General features: G+C 42.5%; 21 protein-coding genes and 1 other RNA gene. 3 read left to right on the top strand and 19 right to left on the bottom strand.

Annotated elements, in window-relative coordinates; genetic code table 11:
- Positions 1-37: 37 nt before the first annotated feature.
- Together H7968_RS06120 and mntR are read right to left on the bottom strand one after the other, a co-directional pair.
- Positions 38-1,723 carry a formate--tetrahydrofolate ligase gene (locus tag H7968_RS06120; protein WP_227395326.1) on the bottom strand — a complete coding sequence of 562 codons (1,686 nt, stop codon included), beginning with the start codon at positions 1,721-1,723 and terminating at the stop codon, positions 38-40.
- A 260-nt stretch (positions 1,724-1,983) separates the two neighbouring features.
- On the bottom strand, positions 1,984-2,409 hold the full coding sequence (gene mntR / locus H7968_RS06115) for a transcriptional regulator MntR (protein ID WP_227395325.1): 426 nt from the start codon (positions 2,407-2,409) through the stop codon (positions 1,984-1,986).
- Between the two features lie 280 nt (positions 2,410-2,689).
- On the opposite strand from mntR, the gene cspD reads away from it, so the two are divergent.
- The gene (gene cspD, locus H7968_RS06110; protein ID WP_134371393.1) at positions 2,690-2,890 is read left to right on the top strand and encodes a cold-shock protein CspD; all 201 of its coding nucleotides are present in this window, start codon (positions 2,690-2,692) and stop codon (positions 2,888-2,890) included.
- Between the two features lie 34 nt (positions 2,891-2,924).
- On the opposite strand, the gene H7968_RS06105 is transcribed toward cspD, so the two are convergent.
- Both H7968_RS06105 and H7968_RS06100 read right to left on the bottom strand, forming a co-directional pair.
- A complete protein-coding gene (locus H7968_RS06105; protein WP_227395324.1) occupies positions 2,925-3,155 on the bottom strand; it encodes a zinc-finger domain-containing protein in 231 nt (76 codons plus the stop codon).
- Positions 3,118-3,780 carry a reverse transcriptase-like protein gene (locus H7968_RS06100; RefSeq protein ID WP_227395323.1) on the bottom strand — a complete coding sequence of 221 codons (663 nt, stop codon included), beginning with the start codon at positions 3,778-3,780 and terminating at the stop codon, positions 3,118-3,120. The genes H7968_RS06105 and H7968_RS06100 overlap by 38 nt, the downstream gene beginning before the upstream one ends.
- Positions 3,781-3,871: 91 nt before the next feature.
- On the opposite strand from H7968_RS06100, the gene H7968_RS06095 reads away from it, so the two are divergent.
- The gene (locus H7968_RS06095; protein WP_227395322.1) at positions 3,872-4,264 is read left to right on the top strand and encodes a reverse transcriptase-like protein; all 393 of its coding nucleotides are present in this window, start codon (positions 3,872-3,874) and stop codon (positions 4,262-4,264) included.
- Positions 4,265-4,374: 110 nt separating this feature from the next.
- Here H7968_RS06095 and H7968_RS06090 read toward each other — a convergent pair whose 3' ends face one another.
- The 4 genes from H7968_RS06090 to H7968_RS06070 form a co-directional block, all read right to left on the bottom strand.
- The gene (locus H7968_RS06090; RefSeq protein WP_227395321.1) at positions 4,375-4,644 is read right to left on the bottom strand and encodes a DUF6123 family protein; all 270 of its coding nucleotides are present in this window, start codon (positions 4,642-4,644) and stop codon (positions 4,375-4,377) included.
- Positions 4,641-5,510 carry a 5'-3' exonuclease gene (locus tag H7968_RS06085; protein WP_227395320.1) on the bottom strand — a complete coding sequence of 290 codons (870 nt, stop codon included), beginning with the start codon at positions 5,508-5,510 and terminating at the stop codon, positions 4,641-4,643. The genes H7968_RS06090 and H7968_RS06085 overlap by 4 nt, the downstream gene beginning before the upstream one ends.
- Positions 5,511-5,524: 14 nt before the next feature.
- Complete coding sequence (locus H7968_RS06080) at positions 5,525-6,379, bottom strand: sulfurtransferase (RefSeq protein WP_227395319.1); 855 nt, start codon at positions 6,377-6,379, stop codon at positions 5,525-5,527.
- Positions 6,380-6,549: 170 nt separating this feature from the next.
- Positions 6,550-10,152 carry a dynamin family protein gene (locus H7968_RS06070; RefSeq protein WP_227395317.1) on the bottom strand — a complete coding sequence of 1,201 codons (3,603 nt, stop codon included), beginning with the start codon at positions 10,150-10,152 and terminating at the stop codon, positions 6,550-6,552.
- Positions 10,153-10,304: 152 nt separating this feature from the next.
- On the opposite strand from H7968_RS06070, the gene H7968_RS06065 reads away from it, so the two are divergent.
- A complete protein-coding gene (locus H7968_RS06065) occupies positions 10,305-10,760 on the top strand; it encodes a chemotaxis protein CheX (protein WP_227395316.1) in 456 nt (151 codons plus the stop codon).
- 143 nt (positions 10,761-10,903) lie between these two features.
- Here H7968_RS06065 and H7968_RS06060 read toward each other — a convergent pair whose 3' ends face one another.
- The 11 genes from H7968_RS06060 to H7968_RS06010 form a co-directional block, all read right to left on the bottom strand.
- Positions 10,904-11,677 (bottom strand): SDR family NAD(P)-dependent oxidoreductase, encoded by a 774-nt coding sequence (locus H7968_RS06060; protein WP_227395315.1) that lies wholly within the window; start codon positions 11,675-11,677, stop codon positions 10,904-10,906.
- Between the two features lie 16 nt (positions 11,678-11,693).
- Entirely contained in the window at positions 11,694-13,205 is a 1,512-nt protein-coding gene (locus tag H7968_RS06055) for a carboxypeptidase M32 (RefSeq protein ID WP_227395314.1), read from the bottom strand.
- A 409-nt stretch (positions 13,206-13,614) separates the two neighbouring features.
- Positions 13,615-15,534 carry an ATP-dependent DNA helicase gene (locus H7968_RS06050; RefSeq protein WP_227395313.1) on the bottom strand — a complete coding sequence of 640 codons (1,920 nt, stop codon included), beginning with the start codon at positions 15,532-15,534 and terminating at the stop codon, positions 13,615-13,617.
- Positions 15,535-15,538: 4 nt separating this feature from the next.
- Positions 15,539-16,693, bottom strand: coding sequence for a THUMP domain-containing class I SAM-dependent RNA methyltransferase (locus tag H7968_RS06045; protein WP_227395312.1), 1,155 nt, complete (start codon positions 16,691-16,693; stop codon positions 15,539-15,541).
- Positions 16,694-16,829: 136 nt separating this feature from the next.
- An RNA gene (rnpB, locus tag H7968_RS06040) (RNase P RNA component class B) lies at positions 16,830-17,206 on the bottom strand.
- A 61-nt stretch (positions 17,207-17,267) separates the two neighbouring features.
- Positions 17,268-17,591 (bottom strand): cell division regulator GpsB, encoded by a 324-nt coding sequence (gpsB, locus tag H7968_RS06035; RefSeq protein ID WP_227395311.1) that lies wholly within the window; start codon positions 17,589-17,591, stop codon positions 17,268-17,270.
- 60 nt (positions 17,592-17,651) lie between these two features.
- On the bottom strand, positions 17,652-18,221 hold the full coding sequence (locus tag H7968_RS06030; protein WP_406566397.1) for a DUF1273 domain-containing protein: 570 nt from the start codon (positions 18,219-18,221) through the stop codon (positions 17,652-17,654).
- Positions 18,222-18,353: 132 nt separating this feature from the next.
- Positions 18,354-18,557 carry a CotD family spore coat protein gene (locus H7968_RS06025; protein WP_166805741.1) on the bottom strand — a complete coding sequence of 68 codons (204 nt, stop codon included), beginning with the start codon at positions 18,555-18,557 and terminating at the stop codon, positions 18,354-18,356.
- A 365-nt stretch (positions 18,558-18,922) separates the two neighbouring features.
- The gene (locus tag H7968_RS06020) at positions 18,923-20,065 is read right to left on the bottom strand and encodes a ribonuclease H-like domain-containing protein (protein ID WP_227395309.1); all 1,143 of its coding nucleotides are present in this window, start codon (positions 20,063-20,065) and stop codon (positions 18,923-18,925) included.
- A gap of 74 nt (positions 20,066-20,139) precedes the next feature.
- On the bottom strand, positions 20,140-22,425 hold the full coding sequence (locus H7968_RS06015; protein WP_227395308.1) for a DEAD/DEAH box helicase: 2,286 nt from the start codon (positions 22,423-22,425) through the stop codon (positions 20,140-20,142).
- A gap of 57 nt (positions 22,426-22,482) precedes the next feature.
- A complete protein-coding gene (locus H7968_RS06010; protein ID WP_227395307.1) occupies positions 22,483-22,728 on the bottom strand; it encodes a YppG family protein in 246 nt (81 codons plus the stop codon).
- Positions 22,729-22,754 lie beyond the last annotated feature (26 nt).

Genomic DNA, 22,754 nt, shown 5'->3' with positions numbered 1-22,754 from the left:
ACATCATCTAAAGCTGCATAGATTTCTTATAAAGAAATCAGAATAAACCAAGTGCTTTCCCATCATTCGTGACGTCCATATTTTGAGCAGCCGGTTTTTTCGGAAGTCCCGGCATGGTCATCACGTCACCGGTTAACGCTACGATAAAACCTGCTCCAAGCTTAGGAATTAACTCACGGATCGTGATCGTAAATTGTTCAGGCCGTCCAAGAAGCTTCGGATCGTCTGATAATGAATATTGTGTCTTTGCCATACAAACAGGTAATTTGCCCCAACCGTACTTCTCAAATTCAGCCATCTGTTTTTCAGCTTTTTTTGAAAATACAACGGCATCCGCTCCATAAACATTCCCCGCGATGGCATTAATTTTTTCACGAATGGATTGATCAAGGTCGTAAAGATAAGAAAAATCCGCCTGCCCTTCAAGCAGGTCCAGAACCTGACGGGCAAGGTCGATGCCGCCATCTCCGCCTTTTTCCCACACCTCTGTCAGTGCATAATGTACGCCGTTGCTTTGACAGAACTTCTCAAGCACTGCAAGCTCCGATGAATGGTCCGAATGGAAACGGTTAATGGCAACAACAGCTGGAAGGCCGAACGATCGGATTGTTTCAAGATGTTTTTCCAGATTGGCCAACCCTTTTTGCAACGCCTGAATATTTTCTTCTTTCAGCTCATTTTTATCCTGTCCGCCGTGCATTTTCAGTGCCCTTACTGTTGCAACAATTACAACAGCATCCGGGTGTTTTCCTGTTGCTCTCGTCTTAATGTTCAGGAACTTTTCCGCTCCAAGGTCAGCACCAAATCCTGACTCCGTCACAACGTAATCAGCAAGTTTTAACGCTGTTTTTGTGGCTAATACAGAATTACATCCATGCGCAATATTCGCAAATGGACCGCCGTGGATCAAGGCAGGGGTGTGTTCAAGTGTCTGGACCAGATTCGGCTTTAAGGCATCCTTCAGCAGCAGTGCCAGCGCACCTTCCGCCTGAAGGTCACCAACAGTAACCGGTTCTTTTTGATACGTGTAAGCCACAACCATATTGGCTAACCTCCGTTTAAGATCCTCAATGCTTACTGATAAACAGAGAACAGCCATAATTTCAGATGCAACCGTAATATCAAATCCTTCTTCTCTCGGAACTCCTTTAGCCGGTCCTCCAAGCCCCACAATTACCTGACGCAGTGCGCGATCATTCATATCCAGAACTCGTTTCCAGATAATCCGTCTCGGATCAATCTGTTTTTCATTTCCCTGGTGAATATGATTATCGATAAAAGCAGACAGAGCATTATTCGCCGTCGTGATTGCATGAATATCCCCAGTAAAATGAAGGTTAATATCCTCCATCGGCAATACCTGCGCATAACCACCCCCGGTCGCGCCGCCCTTAACCCCCATAACAGGTCCAAGTGAAGGCTCTCTTAAAGCAACCATTGAGTTTTTCCCTGTTTTTCTTAATGCATCCGCAAGTCCTACCGTTACCGTTGACTTACCTTCTCCGGCAGGAGTCGGATTAATCGAGGTCACGAGGATCAGCTTTCCATTCCTCGCAGTCTGAAGGCGGTTTATCGCTTCAAAACTGATTTTTGCTTTATATTTTCCATACAGTTCAAGGTCTTCTTCTGATAACCCTGCTCCTGCAGCAATTTCTGTGATCGGTGACATTTCAGCAGACTGGGCAATTTCAATATCAGTCGGAACGGTTTTTTCAGTAGTCATGACAGTCCTCCAGCGTATGTATTTTCCTCTATCATATCATAATTTTTTCAGCTGCAAACCAGTGCTGTGTTTTACTCTCCAACCGATTTACCGCATAAAAAAACCGCTTACAGCGGATTTTTAATTTCATTTTAAAAACCGTACCGGGGGGATTCCCCGGTACTTTTATATGTTTGATATCGCAACAAAGGTATTAAAGCTTATAAATAAATGAAGACAAACTGCTTTTCATAACATTGATCACTTTTTACTTGTAGCCTTTAATCCTCCTGCTCTTCTTTTTCCTGCAGCTGTCTTAGTTCATTGACAAGCTCCGGGTTGTTTTCAAAGAGCTGGACAAGATCACCGATCCGGTCTATGGAATTCCAGCTTAAGTGATGCTCAATTCCTTCAACATCATTGTAAATGTTTTCTTCTTTCACACCGATGATTGCCAGGAATTGTTCAAGAAGCTCGTGACGGAACACGAGTCTTTTTCCAATTTTATTGCCTTTTTTCGTTAACACCAGTCCCCGGTATTTTTCATAAATTAAGTATTCATCTTTATCAAGCTTCTGAACCATCTTGGTAACGGAAGACGGATGGACAGAAAGTGCTTCTGCTATATCTGATACCCTTGCATATCCTTTGTTATCAATCAGGATATAGATTTGTTCTATATAATCCTCCATGCTGGGTGTTGGCATGTGGGGACCCCTCCTCGTAAAAAACCATTATTTCGTTTCCTGTAAAGTTTACTATAACGGTGCCTTTGAAACAACAAGTTATCCACTGTCCATTAGTCAGGTAGATGGTCTGAGGAATATTTTTCGTTATAAGATACCTGTTTAATTATTTTTTGAAAATTCCCTCATATCATTGACGGACTTTTTGTTCATGTGTATAGTTAATTTATCATCTTGACCGATCCAGATGAAAATCCATGTTTAAGCACAATGGTGCTTGTCATAACGGGAGGCTGTCAACATGCATAATGGTAAGGTAAAATGGTTTAACAATGAAAAAGGCTATGGGTTTTTGGAGGTAGAAGGTGGCGATGATGTTTTTGTACACTTTACCGCCGTGCAGGGTGATGGTTATAAGTCGCTTGAGGAAGGCCAGGAAGTGACCTTTGATATTGTTGAAGGAAACCGTGGACCTCAGGCAGCCAATGTCATTAAAAAATAAGCTGAAGACCGCTCACTTTGTGAACGGTCTTTTTTCAGCTCAATTGTCTGCCGCATTCCTGCAGTCTTTTCCCCACTGAGCATTCCGATATACAGAATTTATGTGCTTTTGATTTTCCACGCTCGTACCTCAGCTGTTTTTTTACAGGGCAATCCTGACAATAGGTCTGAAGCAGTTCGTCCACTTCATTGATTATCAGCTGTTTTTCCACATTATTCAACTCCTGATTAATCGTTACGCTGTTTTTTGCTTTTAATTTTCTCATCCTGCAGAGCCTGATTTGACAGCTTATCCGCTTTTTTATTTCCTTTTCTGGTAATGTGCCGGTAAGCTGCTTTATACCCCCGATCACTCAGTAACGATTCGACTTTTTCTATCCAGTATACCAGATTCTGATCGTAACATGGCCATTCTCCGCTCATTTGATTGATCACAACGAGTGAGTCACCTGATACTTCAAGAAGCTGTTGATTTCCTTCACTAAGCTCAATCGCGTGTTTCAGCGCATAATAAAGTGAAGCGTATTCTGCCTCATTATTGGATGCTAAACCGCTGATCACTCTATTTTCTCTTTCAGTATATGTTTCCTGGCCCTTATCATATTCAATGATCCAGCCAAGTCCTGATTCCCTGGAATGCTTGTTATAACTGGCATCGAATAACACACTGATATTTTTCACCTGACCTTCTGTTTTATGCAGAAGCTTTTTAAATTCTTTCACGTTCCATTGCTGACCAAGATCATCTTCAATGATAATACTGTTAAATCGTCCGGTTTTTTCAAAATCCTGAATATAGTCCAGTGCCAGTGATTCATCAAGAAATGATGTGATGATCTCAATTTTTTGATGCTTTGGGTGTTTATAACTCGCCATAAATCTAACGTTCAAACGATTCACTCCATTCTTAGCTATCATCATTATTATTCTCCATTGTATAACAGATCGACTGTTGGTACACTCAGGATTAAGGGGGGATTACATGATTGAACTATATATAGATGGAGCGAGTGCCGGAAATCCGGGCCTAAGCGGTGCAGGTGTTTTTATTAAAAATGGAAAAGACTCCAGACAGCTGTCAGTGCCACTCCCGATCATGGAGAACCATGAAGCGGAATTTAATGCACTTGTTATCGGACTAGAAAAATGTCTTCCCTATAAAGATCATATCATTTCCTGCAGGACTGATTCTCAAATCGTATTTCATGCGGTTGAAAACCGGAGAGTGAAAAACAGCACTTACGCCGCGTATTTAACGAATGCACTTGAAATGATTGATCAGTTTCCGTTATTTTTTATCAAATGGATTCCAAGTAAAGAAAATTCGGTTGCTGACCGTCTGGCCAGGCAGGCGATCAGATCACAGCAGGCTTAATGTAAGCCTAACCTTGGATGGTTATATACAAATACGATTTGCCGGTTAAATGTAAGGGACCCCATCTCAAATAAATGGAGTCCCTTTTTTCAGGCTTATTGCACCTGAACTTATAAGATCATACCCTTCGCTTTAAGATGGTTGATCATGTCTTTTCTTGAAGACTGTTTTAATTTGACCAGTTCCTCCAGAACAGACATATAAAAGCTGGAATCGAACCGTTTCTGAATTTTCAACGTTGCTTCAATGGCTGTTTTGACGATTTGATCGCTGGCGCCTGTATATTTCCTGCCAAAATAAATAAATCCGATCGCTTCGTCATCAAGCTTAAATCCTCTTGAATCCAGATCTGCCATAAAATCATCCAGCGTTTTCATCATAAACCGGCATTCTCCAAAAATCTCTTAACCGTTTTTAATCCGTATTCGTCTGAAACCTGGATTGCCTTTTCTGATACACCATTCCAGTCTTTTGCAAAAGGCTGTTCAAGTGGTACCTCACAATGAATTTCTGCGAGCTGTCTGGATAAATGAAGCATTTTTTCATCTTCACTTATTTTCTTTTTCTGGCCAGGAGTCAGCCTTTCTTTATTTTGCAAAAGGTTATCGATGGATCCAAACTCTTTGATGAGCTTATAAGCCGTTTTTTCTCCAATGCCCTTGACGCCGGGATAACCGTCGCTTGGATCTCCCATCAAACCTTTTACGTCAATAAACTGCTCCGGCGTAATTTCGTATTCCTCAATAAAACGGTCCAGCGTATAACGGTTATAATTCCCATAACCTTTTTGAACAAGCCAGATTTCAATGTTTGGCTCTAGAAGCTGCAACAGATCCTTATCACCGCTTACTACACTGATGCGTGCATGCTCCGCTTCTTTTTTTGCGATGGTCCCGATACAATCGTCTGCTTCGTAGCCATGAACACCTATATTATGAAATGAAAATTTCTCTGCAACTTCCTTTACAAGATCAAACTGAGGAATCAGTTCTTCCGGTGGAGCGTTGCGGTTTGCCTTGTAATCCGCAAAAGTTTCATTTCGGAAGGTTTCTTTGCCCATGTCCCAGCATACAGCCACGTGTGTTGGCTTAATTAGGTCAATGGCAGTCAGCGAGTGTCTAAGAAACCCCTGAACACCATTGGTCGGGGTTCCATTTTCGTTGCGCATGAACTGGTTCGTAATGGCTGTCGCAAAAAAAGACCGGAACAATAAAGCCATACCGTCAATTAATAAAATGTGTTTCATACAGTAATACTCCTTTACGAATTCGAGAGATGAGTGGAATCTCCAATTTCAATTTCATTTTCATCATACGATACCCAGTCACTGTAGCTTCCTGGGTATAGCCTTACGTTCGTAAAGCCTGCCTGTTTCAGCGCGATGATATTCGGACATGCTGTCACACCGCTGCCGCAGTACACAACGATCGGCTGGTCCTTCTCCCATTCAGAAAATCGTTTAGCCTGCTCTTCATCTGTTAAAAAAGAACCGTTATTTAAACTGTCCGTCCATTCTCTGTTGACAGCCCCCGGAATGTGACCAGGCACACGGTCAATCGGTTCTTGATCACCGATATAGCGGTCATACGATCTTGAATCTACTAAAAGTCCGGTACGTTTCCCGCGGATGATCTCCCTGACTTCCTCCATATGCGCGACTGAATCCTTCTTCTCATCCAGTTCGAAGGATCCTTTAATGCGCTCTGATAATTCTGAAGTAACCGGAAAACCACGGCTTATCCAGCCTTCATACCCTTCATTCAAAATATACATTTTTTCATGTCCAAAATAGTGTAGCAGCCACCAGCAGCGGGAAGCAAATGCGCCATCACCTCCGTCATAAATAATGACAGTGGAATCATTGGAGATGCCTGCAGCTTCAACTTTTGATTTGAATGCCTCCGGCTGCGGCAGCGGGTGCCGCCCTCCATGCGCCTGTACCTGATCTGATAGATCCTCGTTCAGGTGAAAGTAAGTGGCTCCAGGTATGTGGGAATCTGTATATTGCTCATATCCGGCATCTGGATTCTGAAGAGAAAAACGGCAGTCGATGATTCTTATATCTGATTGGTCCAAGTGATCAATTAACCATTGGGAAGATACAGTCATTTTCATATTAAATCCCTTCTTCCATACGTTTTTTTATATCCGGTCTGGGCTGCCAGCAGTTGAATTTATAGTGGGGTTTTGTCTCAAACCCAAGCCTTTTGCAGCGGTAAAGCATCTGTCTTTTTTTTATTCTTACAGCCTGAAAATGTTGGCACGTTGCACAGGCATGGTAATTCTTATTCACGCTCATCACCTGCAGTGGTTAGTAATCGATAAACTCTTTTCAGCTCTGCAGTCATCTCAGTTGAATCCAGCGTGGATATTTCAGCTGTAATCTGTTCAGTCATCTCTTCTTTCCACTGTGTAAAATAAGCTTTTCCTTTCAACTGGATCTCTGTCTGTACCCATTCATGAATTCTTACCTGCTCATCGGCTATTTCCTGATCGGCCATCTGTTTCAGCCTTTCTCCAAGTGCATCTTTCATAAACTTCTTTTCATTTTTTTCGAAAAAGGATCGATTGTTTTTATAATACGACTTTTCTTTGGCAAATTCAGTATGATCATATCCTGAAAGCAGCTGTGGAAACGTCAGCATATCAGAGGTCGATGAGCGGATCACCGGCTTCATCCCATTTAAGAAATCTTCTCTTATCATATCCCACAGTATTTCAAGATCACGCATGAGTGATTTCTCTATAAATAAGTCCATGCGGTGATTCACTACCTTTAATTCCTGCATAAAATCAAACCCAAGAACGCTAATCAGCTCATTGATGGATTTTTCAAGTGCAGGTTTCGGCTGCATCTGACTGAATCTTGACGGATTAAATGATTCTTTAAAAAAGTCAGGATACCGGTAAAACACACGCTGCTTCACATAATAAATCAGTTCACTCAGTTCCTGTTCAGCCTGATTCCTTAGTGCCGTAAAGGATAAATCAGACAATGCTTTCTCAATCTTTTGGCGGTGTTCCATTAATTGATTCCTGTATTGCTCTTTTTCTTCGGCACTGTTTTCCGAACGGTCAATCAGCACCTTCATCCTGTGTATCGTCTGGTCAAGATAGTCATGTGCGTTTTGAAGGGCTATGGCATGAAGATCCCCTTCAATAAACGAATGAAACTGCCCGTTAAATTCGTCAATTCCAGATTGCTGTCTGGTCTCTTCATTTAACGCCTGAAGGCTCGATACACCAAAGATTTTGGGCTGTCTGATACCGAATTTCATCAGCTGAGCCTGCACATATTGAATCACATCATCTTTCTCCTGATCATTTGAGGCAAGATCAACAGCATTCACAAGGAAAAACATTTTATCTAACTCAAAGCTTTCTTTCAATCGACCCATCTGTATTAAAAACTCCCGGTCGGCTCTTGCGAAAGCATGATTGTAGTAGGTCACGAATAAAACCGCATCAGAATTTCTAATATAATCAAAGGAAACATCTGTATGTCTGGCATTAACTGAATCAGCCCCAGGTGTATCTACAAGCGTAATCCCGGACTCAGCGAGCGGTGAATCAATATAAAGATCAATGGATTCAACAAAACAGGACTGATGTTCATTGGATACATATCCTGCAAATGCTTCAAATGATACTTTCACTGATTTTCCAAGCTCTGATCCATATGATGAATACCCTTTGAGAAAAGCGCGGATAAAGCTTTTTTTCGACTCAGGAAGATCTTTGCGATCTCGTACAACAGCCGGCAATACTTCACCTGCTGATTCAATGGATTCAATTGGACTTTCACTGACTGATCGCAGATCTTCAAGCAGCTCCCGTTCTTTTTTGAAATGAATGACCGCTGTTTTATCAGGAAATTCCTCATTTGGCGGATTGATTCTGTTAATGGATGCAGTCGTCGGATTTGGTGAAACAGGCAGTACTTTCCTGCCGATAATCGCGTTGGCAAAAGAAGATTTCCCTGCGCTGAATGCACCGAAAAGCGAAACAGTAAATCGTTTATTTGAAAGACGTTCCGCCTGTCCTTTTAATGTTTTCGACTGATGGGTAAATCCGGATATTTTCTTTAGCAGGTCAGCTGCAGCATAGCTCTTTTTAATGATATATTCCTCATCAAGAGATTCAGAAGATTTTTGTGATTGTTCAGCTGGATGCTGATCATGATCCGTCTGCTCTTCACTATCAGACAATAATTCCTGGATCGATGATACGGCGTAAATGTCACGGTTTTCTTCCGACCAACCCTGAATAAAAACAGCCTGGAGGTCATCACCGATTGATTCTGATTGTTCTGCTCTGGTGAGCGCAGCTTCAATTTTTTCGATCTGCCTGATGATATTGGCCTTCTGACGGATTCTGTTATTGCCAGCTTCCTTCTTCACGGATGATTCTTCTATATGGTCTTCAAGTTCTGTCACAATCTCTGATTTCAGTTGCTCTAACTGAATCTTGACTGTTCTCCGTACAGCTGCCGCAAGGTCATCACAGTAATGCAGGAGTGCATTCCCGTTGAACCCTGCCCCAGGCTTCACACTGGAATGGATCAGGCCCTCAAGTTCAGATACCTCTATTCCTTCTACCTTGTGAGCCCATTCAGTTCTAGAAGCACCACCTTTTTCAATAAAGCGGTAGACAAATGATTTTGCGTGCCAGATCAGCTGGTTTTCAACCGTCTCATGTAAAGCCTGAACAAAAGCCTCTTTACGTCTGATTCGTTCTGTTTCAGTCTTTTTAGCAGCAAAAAAGACGCCTGTTTTAAAAGAATTCTGGGTGGATTCAAGAAATTGCTCTGCTTTTAACCTTACATCCGCCGGCATTAAGTAAGCATCTTTTAAAAGTTTTTCCTTTTCAATATCATAGCTTTCAGACCAGCTTTTAAATGAAGAGATGGATGTTTCCTGTTCAAGCTGCTCCTCCTCTTCAAAGATGGCTGCCCGATTTTCAAGATCCTGATCCGTCACGATTTCTTCGTATGCCAATCTGATTTCTTCCATTTCATCTTCAAGATATTCTTTGTGTTCTGCCTGAATAAGGGACAATCCACTTTCCACTGCCGAGAGCATCAGTTCATACTTCCGGCTGACGATCTGATGGAGCATCTCTTTCAATTGGTAAAGCTGATTGTGAGGATGAACGCTGTCTTTAAGCGACGTATAATAAAAGGCTTCAGGTACAGCCCCCCATTGAGTGAAGGCGTCCTGAACGGATTGCCTGTAAACATCAAATGGAATTTCTTCTTCTCTGTGCTTATCGATCTGATTAATGACTGCAGAAATTTTTCTGTTATGCTGGACCATCTTTTTTATGTATTCAAAATTCATTTCTGATTGTACATGGTTATAATCCATCACGTAAAACAGTTGATCCGCGAGATGAATAGCAGACTCAGTTGACCGTTTATGGGCATCATCAACTGAATCAATCCCTGGTGTATCAAGTACTGTAATGCCTTCCGGAAGCTCCGAGGATGATCGCCATACATCGATTTTTTTGATTTTGAGCCCTTCCTTGCCGAGCGCACTGATGGATGTTTCCCCAAGAGGAGGAAGAAGATCATATTGTGTATCATCAGAAAGCGTAACTCTGATCTGTTTTTTATCACCGGTATGCAGAGCGATTAAATTGGCACTGGTTGGAATCGGACTCGAAGGCAGGATACTTTCACCTGTCAGTTCATTAATCATGGCAGATTTTCCTGCAGAAAAATGACCGCAAAAGCCGATCACAAATTCTTCATTTAAAAGCTTTTTAGCAAGCAGTGTTACCTTTGTTTCTCTTTCATGATCTCCGCTGTTTTTAATGATTGACTGAAAATCAGCCAGCTTCTTCAACAGCTTCTCTTTTTCTATTTTAAACTGAGTTTTATCCATGTCCCCATACAGCCCCTTATCTATTCCTTTCTCTATTGTAACGGATTCAATCATGCCGTTACACAGGATATATAAAAAAGAAACATATAAAACTTTCTTATAAGCCTTAAGTAATGGTATAATAGTTTCATTAAAGAACGCGGGAGGCTCCTATGACTATTACTAAAGTAATGAACGAGATGTTAGAGGGCATGGTCCATTCGATAAAAAGTGTGATTCCGGCAGAAATCAGCTGTTCAACACCCGAAATGGTCGATCAGCCATACAAGCAGGAAACCATTGGGGTTTTAATCGGAATTACCGGAGATATTAGAGGGAATATCCTGCTTGATGCTAAGGAATCCCACTTCAGCAGTCTTGGAAATACGATGTTTGGTATGCACCTTGAAGATGAAATGCTGATCTCCTTTATTGGGGAAGTTGGAAATATGATTGCAGGGGCATTTTCAACATTTGTATCCGGAACCGGCGTTGAGATGGACATCACTCCTCCATCTGTCATGTCCGGGACAACAAAGCTTTACGGTTTTAATGATGCCATCCACCTTCCTTTTTCAGCAGCAGGGATTGGAGACTTTTCCATTCTCGTTTCTGTTACACAAAGCTGAAATCATAAAAACTGCCCGGCCACCTACTTCTCTTTTTCTGGCAGCTCGGAGAAACGACCCTTATCATTTTGAACATCGTAAAAAGACCGGAACAGAAATTTGTCCCAGTCTTTTTTATTTGTGAAGAAGTCATTACCGTAGTTTTAAAATCCGTTGATGGTCATCCCGCCGTCTACAAAAAGTGTCTGGCCGGTTATATAGCTCCCGGCATCTGATAACAGTAATAGTGCGGGACCAATCAGTTCTTCCACCTTGCCGACTCTCTTTAACGGGGTTACAGAAAGGATATCATTTAAATAATCTTCATTCGCCAGTAATTCTTTGGTTAATGGTGTTTCAAAATACCAGGGACCAATCGCGTTGACACGAATATCATGACTGCCCCATTCAAATGCCAACACCTTCGTCATCTGAATAAGCGCAGCTTTTGACGCAGCATACACGACCCCCGTTCGGAGTGCAGTCTGTCCGGCTACAGAAGACACGGACAGAATACTTCCACCGGATTCCTGTGTTTTCATGATTTCACCAACAGCCTGTGACATCATAAATGCCGATTTCAGGTTGGTATCCATAATTTTAGACCACTCTTCTTCTGTCACATCCGAGGCTTTAGAACGGATATTCATACCGGCATTGTTGATTAATAAATCAATACGTCCGAATTCTTCAGCTGTTCGTCTGATCGCATCTTTAATCAGTCTGCTTTCTGTCAGATCCAGCTGAAGAATACTTGCGCTGCTTCCCCGTTCTTCGATTTCATGCTTCACGTATTGGAGGTCTTCCAATGTACGTGCACAAAGGATTACGTGTGCACCTGCCTCGGCGATTCCAAGGGATAACGCTCTGCCGATCCCTCTACCGGCACCAGTGACAATTGCCACTTTTCCATCCAGTCTGAATGAAGGAAGATTCAATGACTTCACACCCTTATTAGTTCGTTAACTCATATAGTGAGCGATACTTTTGCTGTAAATAATCAACCAGGTACTCGGAATTCAGGCCTTCACCCGTTGAATCATGCAGGATTTCAAGCGGTTTTTTTGTTTTGCCGAAACGGTGAACGTTTGCTGTCATCCAGTTTTTAACAGGCGTAATGTCGCCTTTCGCGATTAACTGGTCATAATCAGGAAGGTCTTTCAACATAGCCTGTTTAAACTGGGCAGCATACATATAACCCAGCGCATAAGATGGGAAGTATCCGAATGCCCCGCCTGACCAGTGAACGTCCTGAAGAAGTCCCTCTGCATCAGTCGATGGTGTAACACCAAGATATTCCTCGTACTTCTCATTCCAGATCCGTGGCAGGTCACTTACGTTAAATTCGTTGTTGAACAGTCCTTTTTCGATTTCATAGCGAACGATAATATGAAGGACATAAGTCAGTTCATCTGCTTCAACACGGATTAACGAAGGCTTTGATTCGTTGACAGCAGAAATAAAACCATCTACAGAAACCTGGTCGAACTGGCCAGGACTGAATTTCTTAAGCTCAGGCAGATGTCTCTTCCAGAATTCAGGATGTCTACCTACAAAATTCTCAAAAAACAGCGACTGTGACTCATGGATCCCCATCGATGTTCCACCACTTAAAGGAGTACCGTTCAATTCAGGATCAATATTCTGCTCATAAAGCGCATGACCACATTCGTGAATCGTCCCAAAAATCGCACCCCGAAAATCTTTTTCATCATATCTAGTTGTGATCCTTACATCCCCAGTGTTTAATCCGGTTGCAAATGGATGAACCGTCTCATCCAGTCTGCCGGCTTCAAAGTCATAACCAAGCTCATTCAGGACATAAAGACTGAATTCTTTTTGGGCTTCTTTTGGAAAATGAGAGTAAATAAATGCAGTTTCCGGCTTTACATCGGATTCCTGAATTCCTTTAACAAGCGGAACAATGGCGTCTCTTACCTCAGTGAAAACCCGGTCAAGAATTTCAACGGTAATGCCCGGCTCGTACATATCAAGTAATGTATTATACGGGTTACCTTCAAAACCCCAATAATTGATGAATTTTTTGTTCATTTCAACGATTTCTTCAAGGTATGGCTGAAACATGGAGAAGTCTGATTTAGCTCTCGCTTCTTCCCAAACATTTTCAGATTTTGATTTTAAAATGACGTATTTTCGATATTCTTCTTCAGGAATTTTATTATTGCGGTCATAATTCTTTTTACATTCCTCGAGAATTTTAAGCGTCAGGTCGTCCAGCTCATCTTTTTGATCTGATAATTTTTCTATGTATCCTGCCATTTCGCTTGATGTAGACATATTGAAAATGTCACCTGACAGAGCACCAATGACTTCAGAGCGCTGATCTATTGCCTTTTTCGGCGCGCCTGTTCTGAGGTCCCAATAAATTAAGCCCAGTGCTTCTTCATATGCTGACATTTTCTTAACATGATTAAGAAAATCGTGTTTAACGGTTTCTAGTGACATCCTTTTTCCCCCTTTTATCTAATCTGTAATATCTTATCATACTTTTCTGAAAATGTCCGTCAGGTATTTCGGTTATAAAAATAAAACGGATTCAGCCATAAAGGCCAAACCCGTTTAGAAGGTATATTTTTTAAAGCCGGGCATGAAGGCAGCCTGCGCTTTCCGTGGCCGGGCGGTGAACCCGCCTGAGCTGCGCACAGTCGGTTTCACCTGACCCTTTCCGCCACAGGAGTCTTCGGCTGCCTTCATGCCCTGAGAATCACAGTATAAAATGATTCTTGTATACTAGAAAGCTGAAAAACATATGCACTTCACAAATTTTGCGTACATGCAGGTCACTTTTTAAAGAGCACCTATGTGAATATGTTGTTTTAAACCCATTATATAAAATTAGAGAATACAACTCGTATTATTTTTTAATTTCAGGTTTTACCGGGAGGACTTTGATCATCTGGTCGAGCCATTTTTCTTCTTCTGGCTTCATAAAGATCGAAATGTGTCCGTGGTCGGTTGAGGAGCGGATTAAACGGCCGACTCCCTGTTGTAATCTTAATAGCATGTACGGTAAGTCCACTTCCATTTCCGGATCTTTGGCGTGCTTTCTTTTCGCTTCGAATACAGGATCATTCGGAGGGAATGGAAGTGCATCGATCATGACTTCGCCGAGACTTCCTCCCGGAACGTCGAGTCCCTCCCATAAATTAATGGAAGCGAGAACGGATGAGGTTTCTTTTTGGAATTTCTCAACGAGCGTACTGATTTCTTCGTCGCCTTCATAAAAAACAGGTCTGCTTGCTGATACAGCTTCGCCTGTTGTGAATCTGAAAAACTCCTTACTATCCTGAGAATTGAATAATGCGAGAACGCCATGATCGGTGTCATTGATGATCTCTTCCTGCAGTTGCATGCGTTCCATTTCATCAGTGATATGAATCGAAATCTTCATCACTTCATCGTAATCATATGGTGACGCGACGGTAAATGAATCGTACTCATCAATACCGAGACTTGTGGCAAGATAATTAAAGTTCTCATCAACTGATAAAGTGGCAGAAGAGAAGATGAAAGGAACTTCTTTTGAGAAGACTTCCTCACGTAATATTTCTTCAACCATTCTCGGCATAATAACAAGCCGTTCATCATCGAAATTCTCTTCAAGCCAGATGATCGCATTATCATCTTCAGTGAGCAGTTTGAGTGAAAACAATACCTGTTCCAGATATTCTTCAGCGATTTTGAGATCATACTCATCTATTACGTACATCTCAGATTCAAAAACGAGCTCTTCAAGCAGCCTGTCAATAGTGCTTTTGAGTTTTTTCGTCTGGGCAATCAGTTCTTCTGAGCGTGTAATTCTCATTCTTTCTGAAGAGTGATCAGCATTTCGGCTGATCATGGCAAACCAGTCATCATGTATTTCTACAATGTCATCGATCAGCAGCAGTGTTTTTTCTCTAATATCGTTTCCTGACAGTTTTTCAAGAACCTTTTCCATTGACTGGAGAGAAGTCTTGTACGTGAGAGCTTTCTGGGCAGCATATTCGAGTAAGTGTCCTTCATCAAATACAACGGAGCTCGCCTCAGGTAAAAGCGGAAGCTGTCCCTCTCTTTTTCTGGCATCCTTCGTCCAGATATGCTCCATGTAAAAGTCATGGGAACAGATGATCAGATCTCTCGCTTTACGGTAATGCTCTCTGTTAAGCGTCTGACCGCAGCGGTGTCTCAGATCACACGACAAACAATCCTGGAGCGAGTCGTAGTTCACCTGCTGCCACTGCTCATCATCAAGATACGGATATTCTTTCCGGTCACCATAAGGATAGAAAGAAGACATGGAGCCTGCACCATACACGAACTCAGGCAACTGCTGATATACCTGCTCAAGCTCTTCATCTTCAGACCGGTTATCTGCATCATCCAGCTTCTTCAGGCATAAATACTGTTCTCTTGACTTCGCCAGGCGGACATCAATATCCAGATCCAGCATTTCCTCAAGCTTTTTTATATCTCCGGTTGGTTTTACAAGCTGTTCAATCAACGTTTCATCGGCACAGGCAATAATGGCCGGTTTACCCGTATACCTTGCATAGCAGATTGCATACAGCAGGTAAGCAAGTGTTTTTCCGGTACCCACTCCTGCCTCGGCAAACATGACAGATTTCTTTTTATACGCCTGCTCGAGCTGAAAAGCCATAAAAATCTGTTCGTCTCTCAGTTCAAGTCCTTTTTCCGGTAAAATATCGTAAAATACATCCCCGATCCAGTCTCCAAGCGCCTCATAAAAAGATTGATCACCTGTCAATGGAAATGGCAGTGAATTTGATTGCATCTAATCAGTCCTTTTTTTCATTTTCTGTACGTTTAGGACGTGTGCCAAAATACTGATAGTAATCTGTCCGGATAAATCCGTTAAACAGTTTACGTTTTTTGGTTGCTTTTTTCCCGTAAAGATCTTCAAATTCAGGGTGGGAAGTAATGATATATTTTGACCAGGTCGGGTATTGTTCGAATACTTTCCCCATATCCATATACATCCGCTCTACTTCTTCCTCTTCCCCGATTCTTTCACCATACGGAGGATTTCCAACAATGACACCGTAGTCAGCAGAGGCTGTAAAATCTTTAACCTGCATCTGCTTAAACTGAATTAAATCACCAAGTCCCGCTTCAATCGCATTTTCCTTTGCGATTTCGATCATTTTATGATCAACGTCAGTCCCTGTGATATCGAGGGGCTGATCATAATTAGCCGCTTTTTCAGCGTCTTCCCTGACTTTATCCCAGATCTTTTGAGGAATGGCTGGCCACTCTTCAGAAATGAATTCCCGGTTAAAACCTGGCGCGATATTCTGCCCAATTAATGCTGCTTCAATCGCAATGGTTCCTGAACCGCAAAATGGATCATGAAATGGCCGGTCCGGTCTCCAGTTTGTCAGTTTAATCAGCGCAGCTGCCATTGTTTCTTTCATCGGCGCCTCTCCCTGGCCGGTTCTGTATCCTCTTTTGTGTAATCCGGCTCCGCTTGTGTCTACAGTCAGCGTAACCTTGTCATTGCGGATGGCCACCTCAATTTTATAGGTAGGACCACTCTCATCAAGAAAGCTCATTCTTTTATAGGCAGACTTCAGCCGCTCAACAATCGCTTTCTTAACGATTGACTGACAATCCGGTACACTGTAAAGCTTGGACTTAACAGATTTACCTGAAACCGGGAAGGCAGCGTCTACCGGAAGAAGCTTCTCCCATGCGATTGCTTTAGTCGATTCAAACAGCTGGTCGAAAGAATAAGCATTAAATTCTCCCATTACAATTTTTACACGGTCAGCAGTTCTGAGCCACATGTTGGCTTTTACTATCGCCCACTCGTCACCTTCAAAAAAGACCTTTCCGTTCTCCACCTGCGTTTCGTATCCGAGATCCTTCACTTCTCTGGCGACCAGTGATTCAATCCCCATCGCAGCAGTCGCGATCAGTTTATAATTAGCCATATTTTCACCCTTCTCTTTACAGAATTTTATTAAGCATTTTTAACATTAATTTAACAAGAAAAAAAGGCTGACCTGTTGCATTCGGTCATGCCTTAGAAGTATTACACATAATCAATTTGGACAACCGGCTGTGTTGGCCTGTAAGCCATGTTTTGTTCCTGCGTACTGCAAGCGCTTATAAGCTCGTACCTCAGGCGGCAATCATCTATCTACCGGATAACCGGTCCCTTCCTTTGTTCATTTCCTCGGGAAGAGTGCCTCTACCATTGTTTGAGTTGCTCACTCGCGGGGTTTACCTCGTTCCACTTCCGACATTTCTGTCAGAACTACGTCACTGTGGCACTTTCAAGAGATTCATACCATATCACATATGACTTAGGTATCCTCTCTGCCGTCAGCCTACATTTGTAAGCTGCCACCGCTTATTTTTTCGCGGAGCACGAACACTACGAGCATCTCAGCATCGTGTGAGCATGGACTTTCCTCTGCATGATGCAGCAATTGCCCGGCCTTCACAACCAGTATAGCCAAAAATAAATTATACAGCCGTACAGATACTTAAGCAAGCACTATTTTAACGGTCTTCGTATAACTTTCTTCCAAATACCTCTTTTTCAAGGTTGGACAGACGTTTTAAAATATCAAAATTGGTTGTACCACTGGCAGTCGTTTGGGGCTGCGTGTGTTGAGCAGATCGTCTCGGAGTATCAGCGGCCGTCTGTTGAAGGCGTTTCACTTCCTGTTCCAGTGTCTGAATCCGGTCATTAAAAGCTTCATAATCTTTAATAATCTGATCTAAAAAGGCGTCAACCTCTTCAGGTTTATACCCACGCATTGCTGTTTTGAATTCACGTTCCAATATTTCTTTAGCCGTTAATTGTGCCACGTCATTGTTCATTCTCTTCACCTCGGTATATGTAGTCCGGTTAGTTTATTTTTTCAAAAAGCCGTCACATTGTCAATCTGCATCGTGAAACTCCTGATCAAGCGCTGTTTCCTCTGCAATCCACTGCAAATCCTGAAACGTAATGTGAGTCAGCTCCAGCTGTCCGTTCGCAGCAGCTGATTCTGCCATTTCTTTTATATATTTTGGTGATCCTTCATTTTCAGGATCATAAACAAGTAGAAGCCCGTCTGATTTTTGCAGTAAAAATAAATCCCTGTTGCGAAATTGGGATGGGTTTTCATATGGCTTCCTTGATACTGAATCATAAAAATCAGCCTGACTGATTATCATATGGAACAGCTGCTGGTTTGCTTCATTCCACTTACTCTCCATATCCTGAAAAGCAGTAATGACACCAAGTTTTAATTCAGGGTAGTCATGCTTAAGTTCAATGACGACTTCACCAGCCCATAATTCTACACCGAGCTGTCCTGAAATCAGTACCCATTCCAAGCCTTCATCCAGTTTTTGAAGGATGGCTTGTCTGATGGCCTTTTTAATAATTTGAACGGCAGGATCTTTTTGATTAAAAATACCAAGTTCCTGCGCCCTGTAGCCGGTAACCGTCAGTATCTTCATAATCATTCTCCTTTCACAGGCATCACACTTCTGATTGGAGACATTTCCTTGTTTTCTTTATTTTATACCATTGCAGATGTTATTTCCCGTCTGTTAGTAAAATAGAAAACGGCTGGATATCCAGCCGTTTTGTCATTATGGTCTTCTGCACATATAATGCTGATGAAAATCGTGACAGCTGTTTTGTTGCATCATTTCAACCTGGTGATAATGATGGAACATCCGATTTGTCACATTCGAAACTTCAACAGGATGAATATGAGGCACCTGATAATGCTCAGTATGACAATGCCTTTTGCAAATCGTTGGATGAATGATAGGAGCAAGTACTCGCCGCATTCCATTTATCTCCTTTCTGTATGGCATATGTCATTATATGCTTCACAGAATAAATAAAATTGTGCGGATCATTCATTTGTTAAAGTGATGACAGCTGATCACCTAGTGCTGAGAACACATATGCTGTTGCTCCGATGACAAAAAAGAACAAAAAAAGAATGAATCTTCTCATACTTTCAACCCCATATTTCAATCGTTACTTTAATAGTACAATTGTTTTCGGGTCTTCTCAATATCCATGAGTCTGTGTATTTTCGAACAATTTGTGACATTTTCCAAGTTCATTCGTCACCGGTCGACTTACTGTGAAAAATATCGCTGTTTTTGCGCTTGCCCGGGAAATATTTTTGTGGGAAATGATGCAGCTATCCATTTCCCTGCTTCTTTTCAAGACGCTTGATCCGATGTTTCAGATCTGATGCTTTTTTGATTTCAAGCTCTGTATTAGTCAGGTGAAGTGCTTTTTTTGCCATTGTTAATGCGTAAGCATGATTTTTGAATTGATGCTCATAAATTTTTGCAAGTTCAACGGCTGCTTCCACCATTTCTTTTTTTGAGCCATTGGAACTGACCTTTAACCAGAGTTTTTCTGCCTGATCATATTGTTTATTTTTTTTATGAAGGTAAGCAAGGTTGTGTGCAGCTGATATATGTCCGTCCATTTTATAGGCATCTTCAAGAAGCCCCGAGCCTATTTCACGCTCCCCTTCAAGGCTGTACCATTTCCCCAGTTCGAATTTTTCAGCACTGGTCTGATCGATTTCCTGATCCAACAAAAGTTCGCTCAGGTGGATGTACAGCGTAATGAGAGACAAAATATCTTTTTCATTATGGTCAAGCACCTTAAGCATACCTTCCGGATGTTTTCTTTCAATAAAATCAAAATAAATCGCAGGTGCAAGATATCCGGGCAGATCATCCTCCCTTTCAAATCCGAGCTTCTGTTCCTCTACATGCTTAAGCTTCACAGAGGCCATCGACCCTTTCCATAAGCGCCGCGATGCATGATAAAGATCAAAATGTCCGGTCTGGGGAAGCTTCGGGACATGCTCCCTGATAAGTGTGTGACGCGATTTCACCTGGGGCCAGTCAAATGATTTACCGTTGTAAGTTACCAGCGTTTTATAATTCACCTGCTTTAAAAAGCTGATATACAAAGGAATTTCCTGTCCAGGGCCAGGCAGGATATGCTGCTTCAATACTACCTTATCCCCGGCAAATCTGGCATGTCCAAGAACGAAAATCGTACTGCCTGCCCCTCTGAGTCCAGTCGTTTCTGTATCGAAAAAGAATAAGTCTTCAGGATGATAGCCTGCTGAAGAAAGGGAATGGGAGGCATTCGCCTTTTGCCACCCCTCCATAATTTTATGGTAATCTGACAGCCTATAGCGCCCGTGCTGGTAATTAAGCGGAAAATGAACTTCCCTGATCAGGCAAAAGTCATCCTCATGCCAAAATAAATCGGTGTGATGTTGTCTCCAAAGGTCAAGATGCGGAATCTCAGTCACTGACTCAGGCCTCGCTGCACCTGGAGAATTTGACTTTAGATGAGGTTTCATCCGGTCTAATTTCTTTTTAAGACTCAATTGACTTCACTTCCCAAAGCATAATAAAACATCTCAAGTATTTTTTCAGTATCCTTTTTGGCATCTCCTGCAGGTAATCCACTGCCGATACAGGACGGACAACCATTCGTACATACGCAGCTTTGGATCAGCTCGAGCGCATCCCGGATCACAGTTTGTCCATTCTCGTGAACCTTTTCACTTAATCCGATTCCTCCGGGATAGCGGTCATATATAAACAAGGTAGGCAGCTGGTTGTGAACAGCTTTTACCTGAGGTGTAACCTGAATATCCTGCGGATCACACATGACATGAACTGGAATAATCGCTTTCAGTGCATGAGAAGCACCAATCAGCCCCTGTTCGACGTGCTCGTCCGTCATGTGTCCGATTCCTTCTTTTAACGAAAACCAGGCTGCACTTGTGTGAAGCTCTTCTTCAGGCAGGCTGATCGGACCGGATCCGATATTTTCATGTGTATCAAACTTAATTTTCTTGAATAAAGTAGCCATTGCGCGGACTGAGACATCACCGTAACATGCCGCTGCTTCCTCCGTCTCTTTGCGCTTGTCCTCCTCAAGTACACTCAATTGTACTGCCAGGTTAGCGTCAGTAAAGTAATCAACTTCCACTTCCCTGACGTATGCCTTCTTTTCGTCCCAATCAAGATACTCAACCTGATACTGTGCTCCCTGATGAAGATAGATGGCTTCATCGTGCAGCAGTGTCATAGCGCTGAAACGGTCCATCTCACCGATGACCCTGTGGTTTGCACGTTCGGATTGGTCAATAATCACCACATTCTCCTGCGAAGCTGACCGGAGACTGATATCGTGAGCGGGAAAAGCATCGTTCATCCAGTACCACTTATCTTTTGTGAAATGAAGAACCCTTTCTTCTGCAAGGTACTCCAGCAGATCTTCAATTTCCGTTTCACCAAACAATTCTCCCTTTTCAAATGGCAGTTCAAACGCTGCACATTTTAAGTGATCAAGGAGAATAACAATATTCTCTGCATTAATGCGTGCAGTCTCAGGACTTGATTTCAGAAAGTACTCAGGGTGTAAAACAACGTACTGATCTAGCGGACTCGAACTCGCCACCATCAGAATCAGTGCCTCCCCCTGCCTTCTTCCTGCACGGCCGGCCTGCTGCCAGGCACTGGCGATTGTTCCTGGATAACCGGTCATAATGCAGGCCTGCAGCTGTCCGATATCCACGCCGAGTTCCAATGCGTTTGTACTGACCACACCATAAACATCCCCATCACGAAGTCCCTGTTCTATTTCCCTTCTCTGCGTTGGCAGGTAGCCACCACGGTAACCGCGGATCGATTTAGGACCGAGTTCGTTTTTGACGAGTTCCTGAAGATAAGACAGAATAATCTCCACTCTCACTCTGCTTTTAGCAAATACAATGGTCTGTATTTTTTCCTTCAAAAGCAGTGAGGCGAGCCTTCGAACTTCAAGCGTGGCACTGCGCCTGATATTAAGCTGCTGATTGACGACAGGAGGATTATAAAAAACGAAATGTTTTCTTGCTGAAGGTGCGCCATTACGGTCAATCAGATGCATGCTCTTACCCGTCAGCAACTCGGCAAGCTCTTTTGGGTTTGCAATGGTAGCAGACGTACAGATAAAAATCGGGTCACTTCCATAAAACTTGCAAATTCTCTTCAGTCTTTTAATGACGTTTGCAACGTGGCTTCCAAACACACCTCTATATATATGAAGCTCATCTATCACGATATATTTCAGATTCTCAAAAAGTGACACCCATTTCGTATGATGCGGAAGAATCGCAGAATGAAGCATATCAGGGTTCGTAATCACAATCTGACCTGCCTTTCTGACCTTCTGCCTGATAGAAGCAGGCGTGTCCCCATCATACGTATAAGAAGTAATGCTCGAATCTGCCAGATCCAGCAGCTCATTCAATTCTGTTTTCTGATCCTGGGATAGCGCTTTTGTCGGGAACAAATAAAGAGCCCGATTAGATGGATTTTCAATAATGGATTGAACGACCGGAAGATTGTAGCAGAGCGTTTTTCCTGAAGCAGTTGGCGTAACAGCTGTGATAGATTTTCCGCTCATTACTGAGTTAAATGCTTCCGCCTGATGGGAATAAAGATTTCCGATCCCTCTTCGTTCCAGTGCTTTTCTCAAAGATGGAGCCAATACCTCAGGAAGCGGTTCATAAACCGCCTCCATAGGTTCGATCGTATGCCATTTTACGACCTGGCTTTTGAATTGATCATCTTCCCTGAAATGACTGATAAATTCCTTCAGCGTCTTCTTTCTCATTCGATCACCTCATTCCATACCATTATACCGAACATATATTCTTGTAATCAATTCCCGCTATTTAAATGATCCCGTAAAGGCGCGGATGAATTGGTTCATCTGACTGACCGTGCTCATGACCTGACTGCAGGTTGACATAATATTATTAAAGTCTACTTTTTTTACCGGGCTTTCTCCTGCCTGCTGCTGAGCCGGATCTAATCCAATGGTTTGTTGGACTGTGTAATCAGCATAATAAGTCATGATCGGCTTCTGACAATATGGACAAATGGGTAAAGTACGTGCCTGGCGCTTACGGAACATATCATTCTCCCCTTTTTCCTTACAAT

Origin of the sequence: Jeotgalibacillus aurantiacus, from assembly GCF_020595125.1 — a bacterium.
GTDB classification, from domain to species: Bacteria; Bacillota; Bacilli; order Bacillales; family Jeotgalibacillaceae; genus Jeotgalibacillus; species Jeotgalibacillus aurantiacus.
Note: the sequence above shows the minus strand (reverse complement) of the source record. Positions and strands in the feature narration are given on the sequence as shown.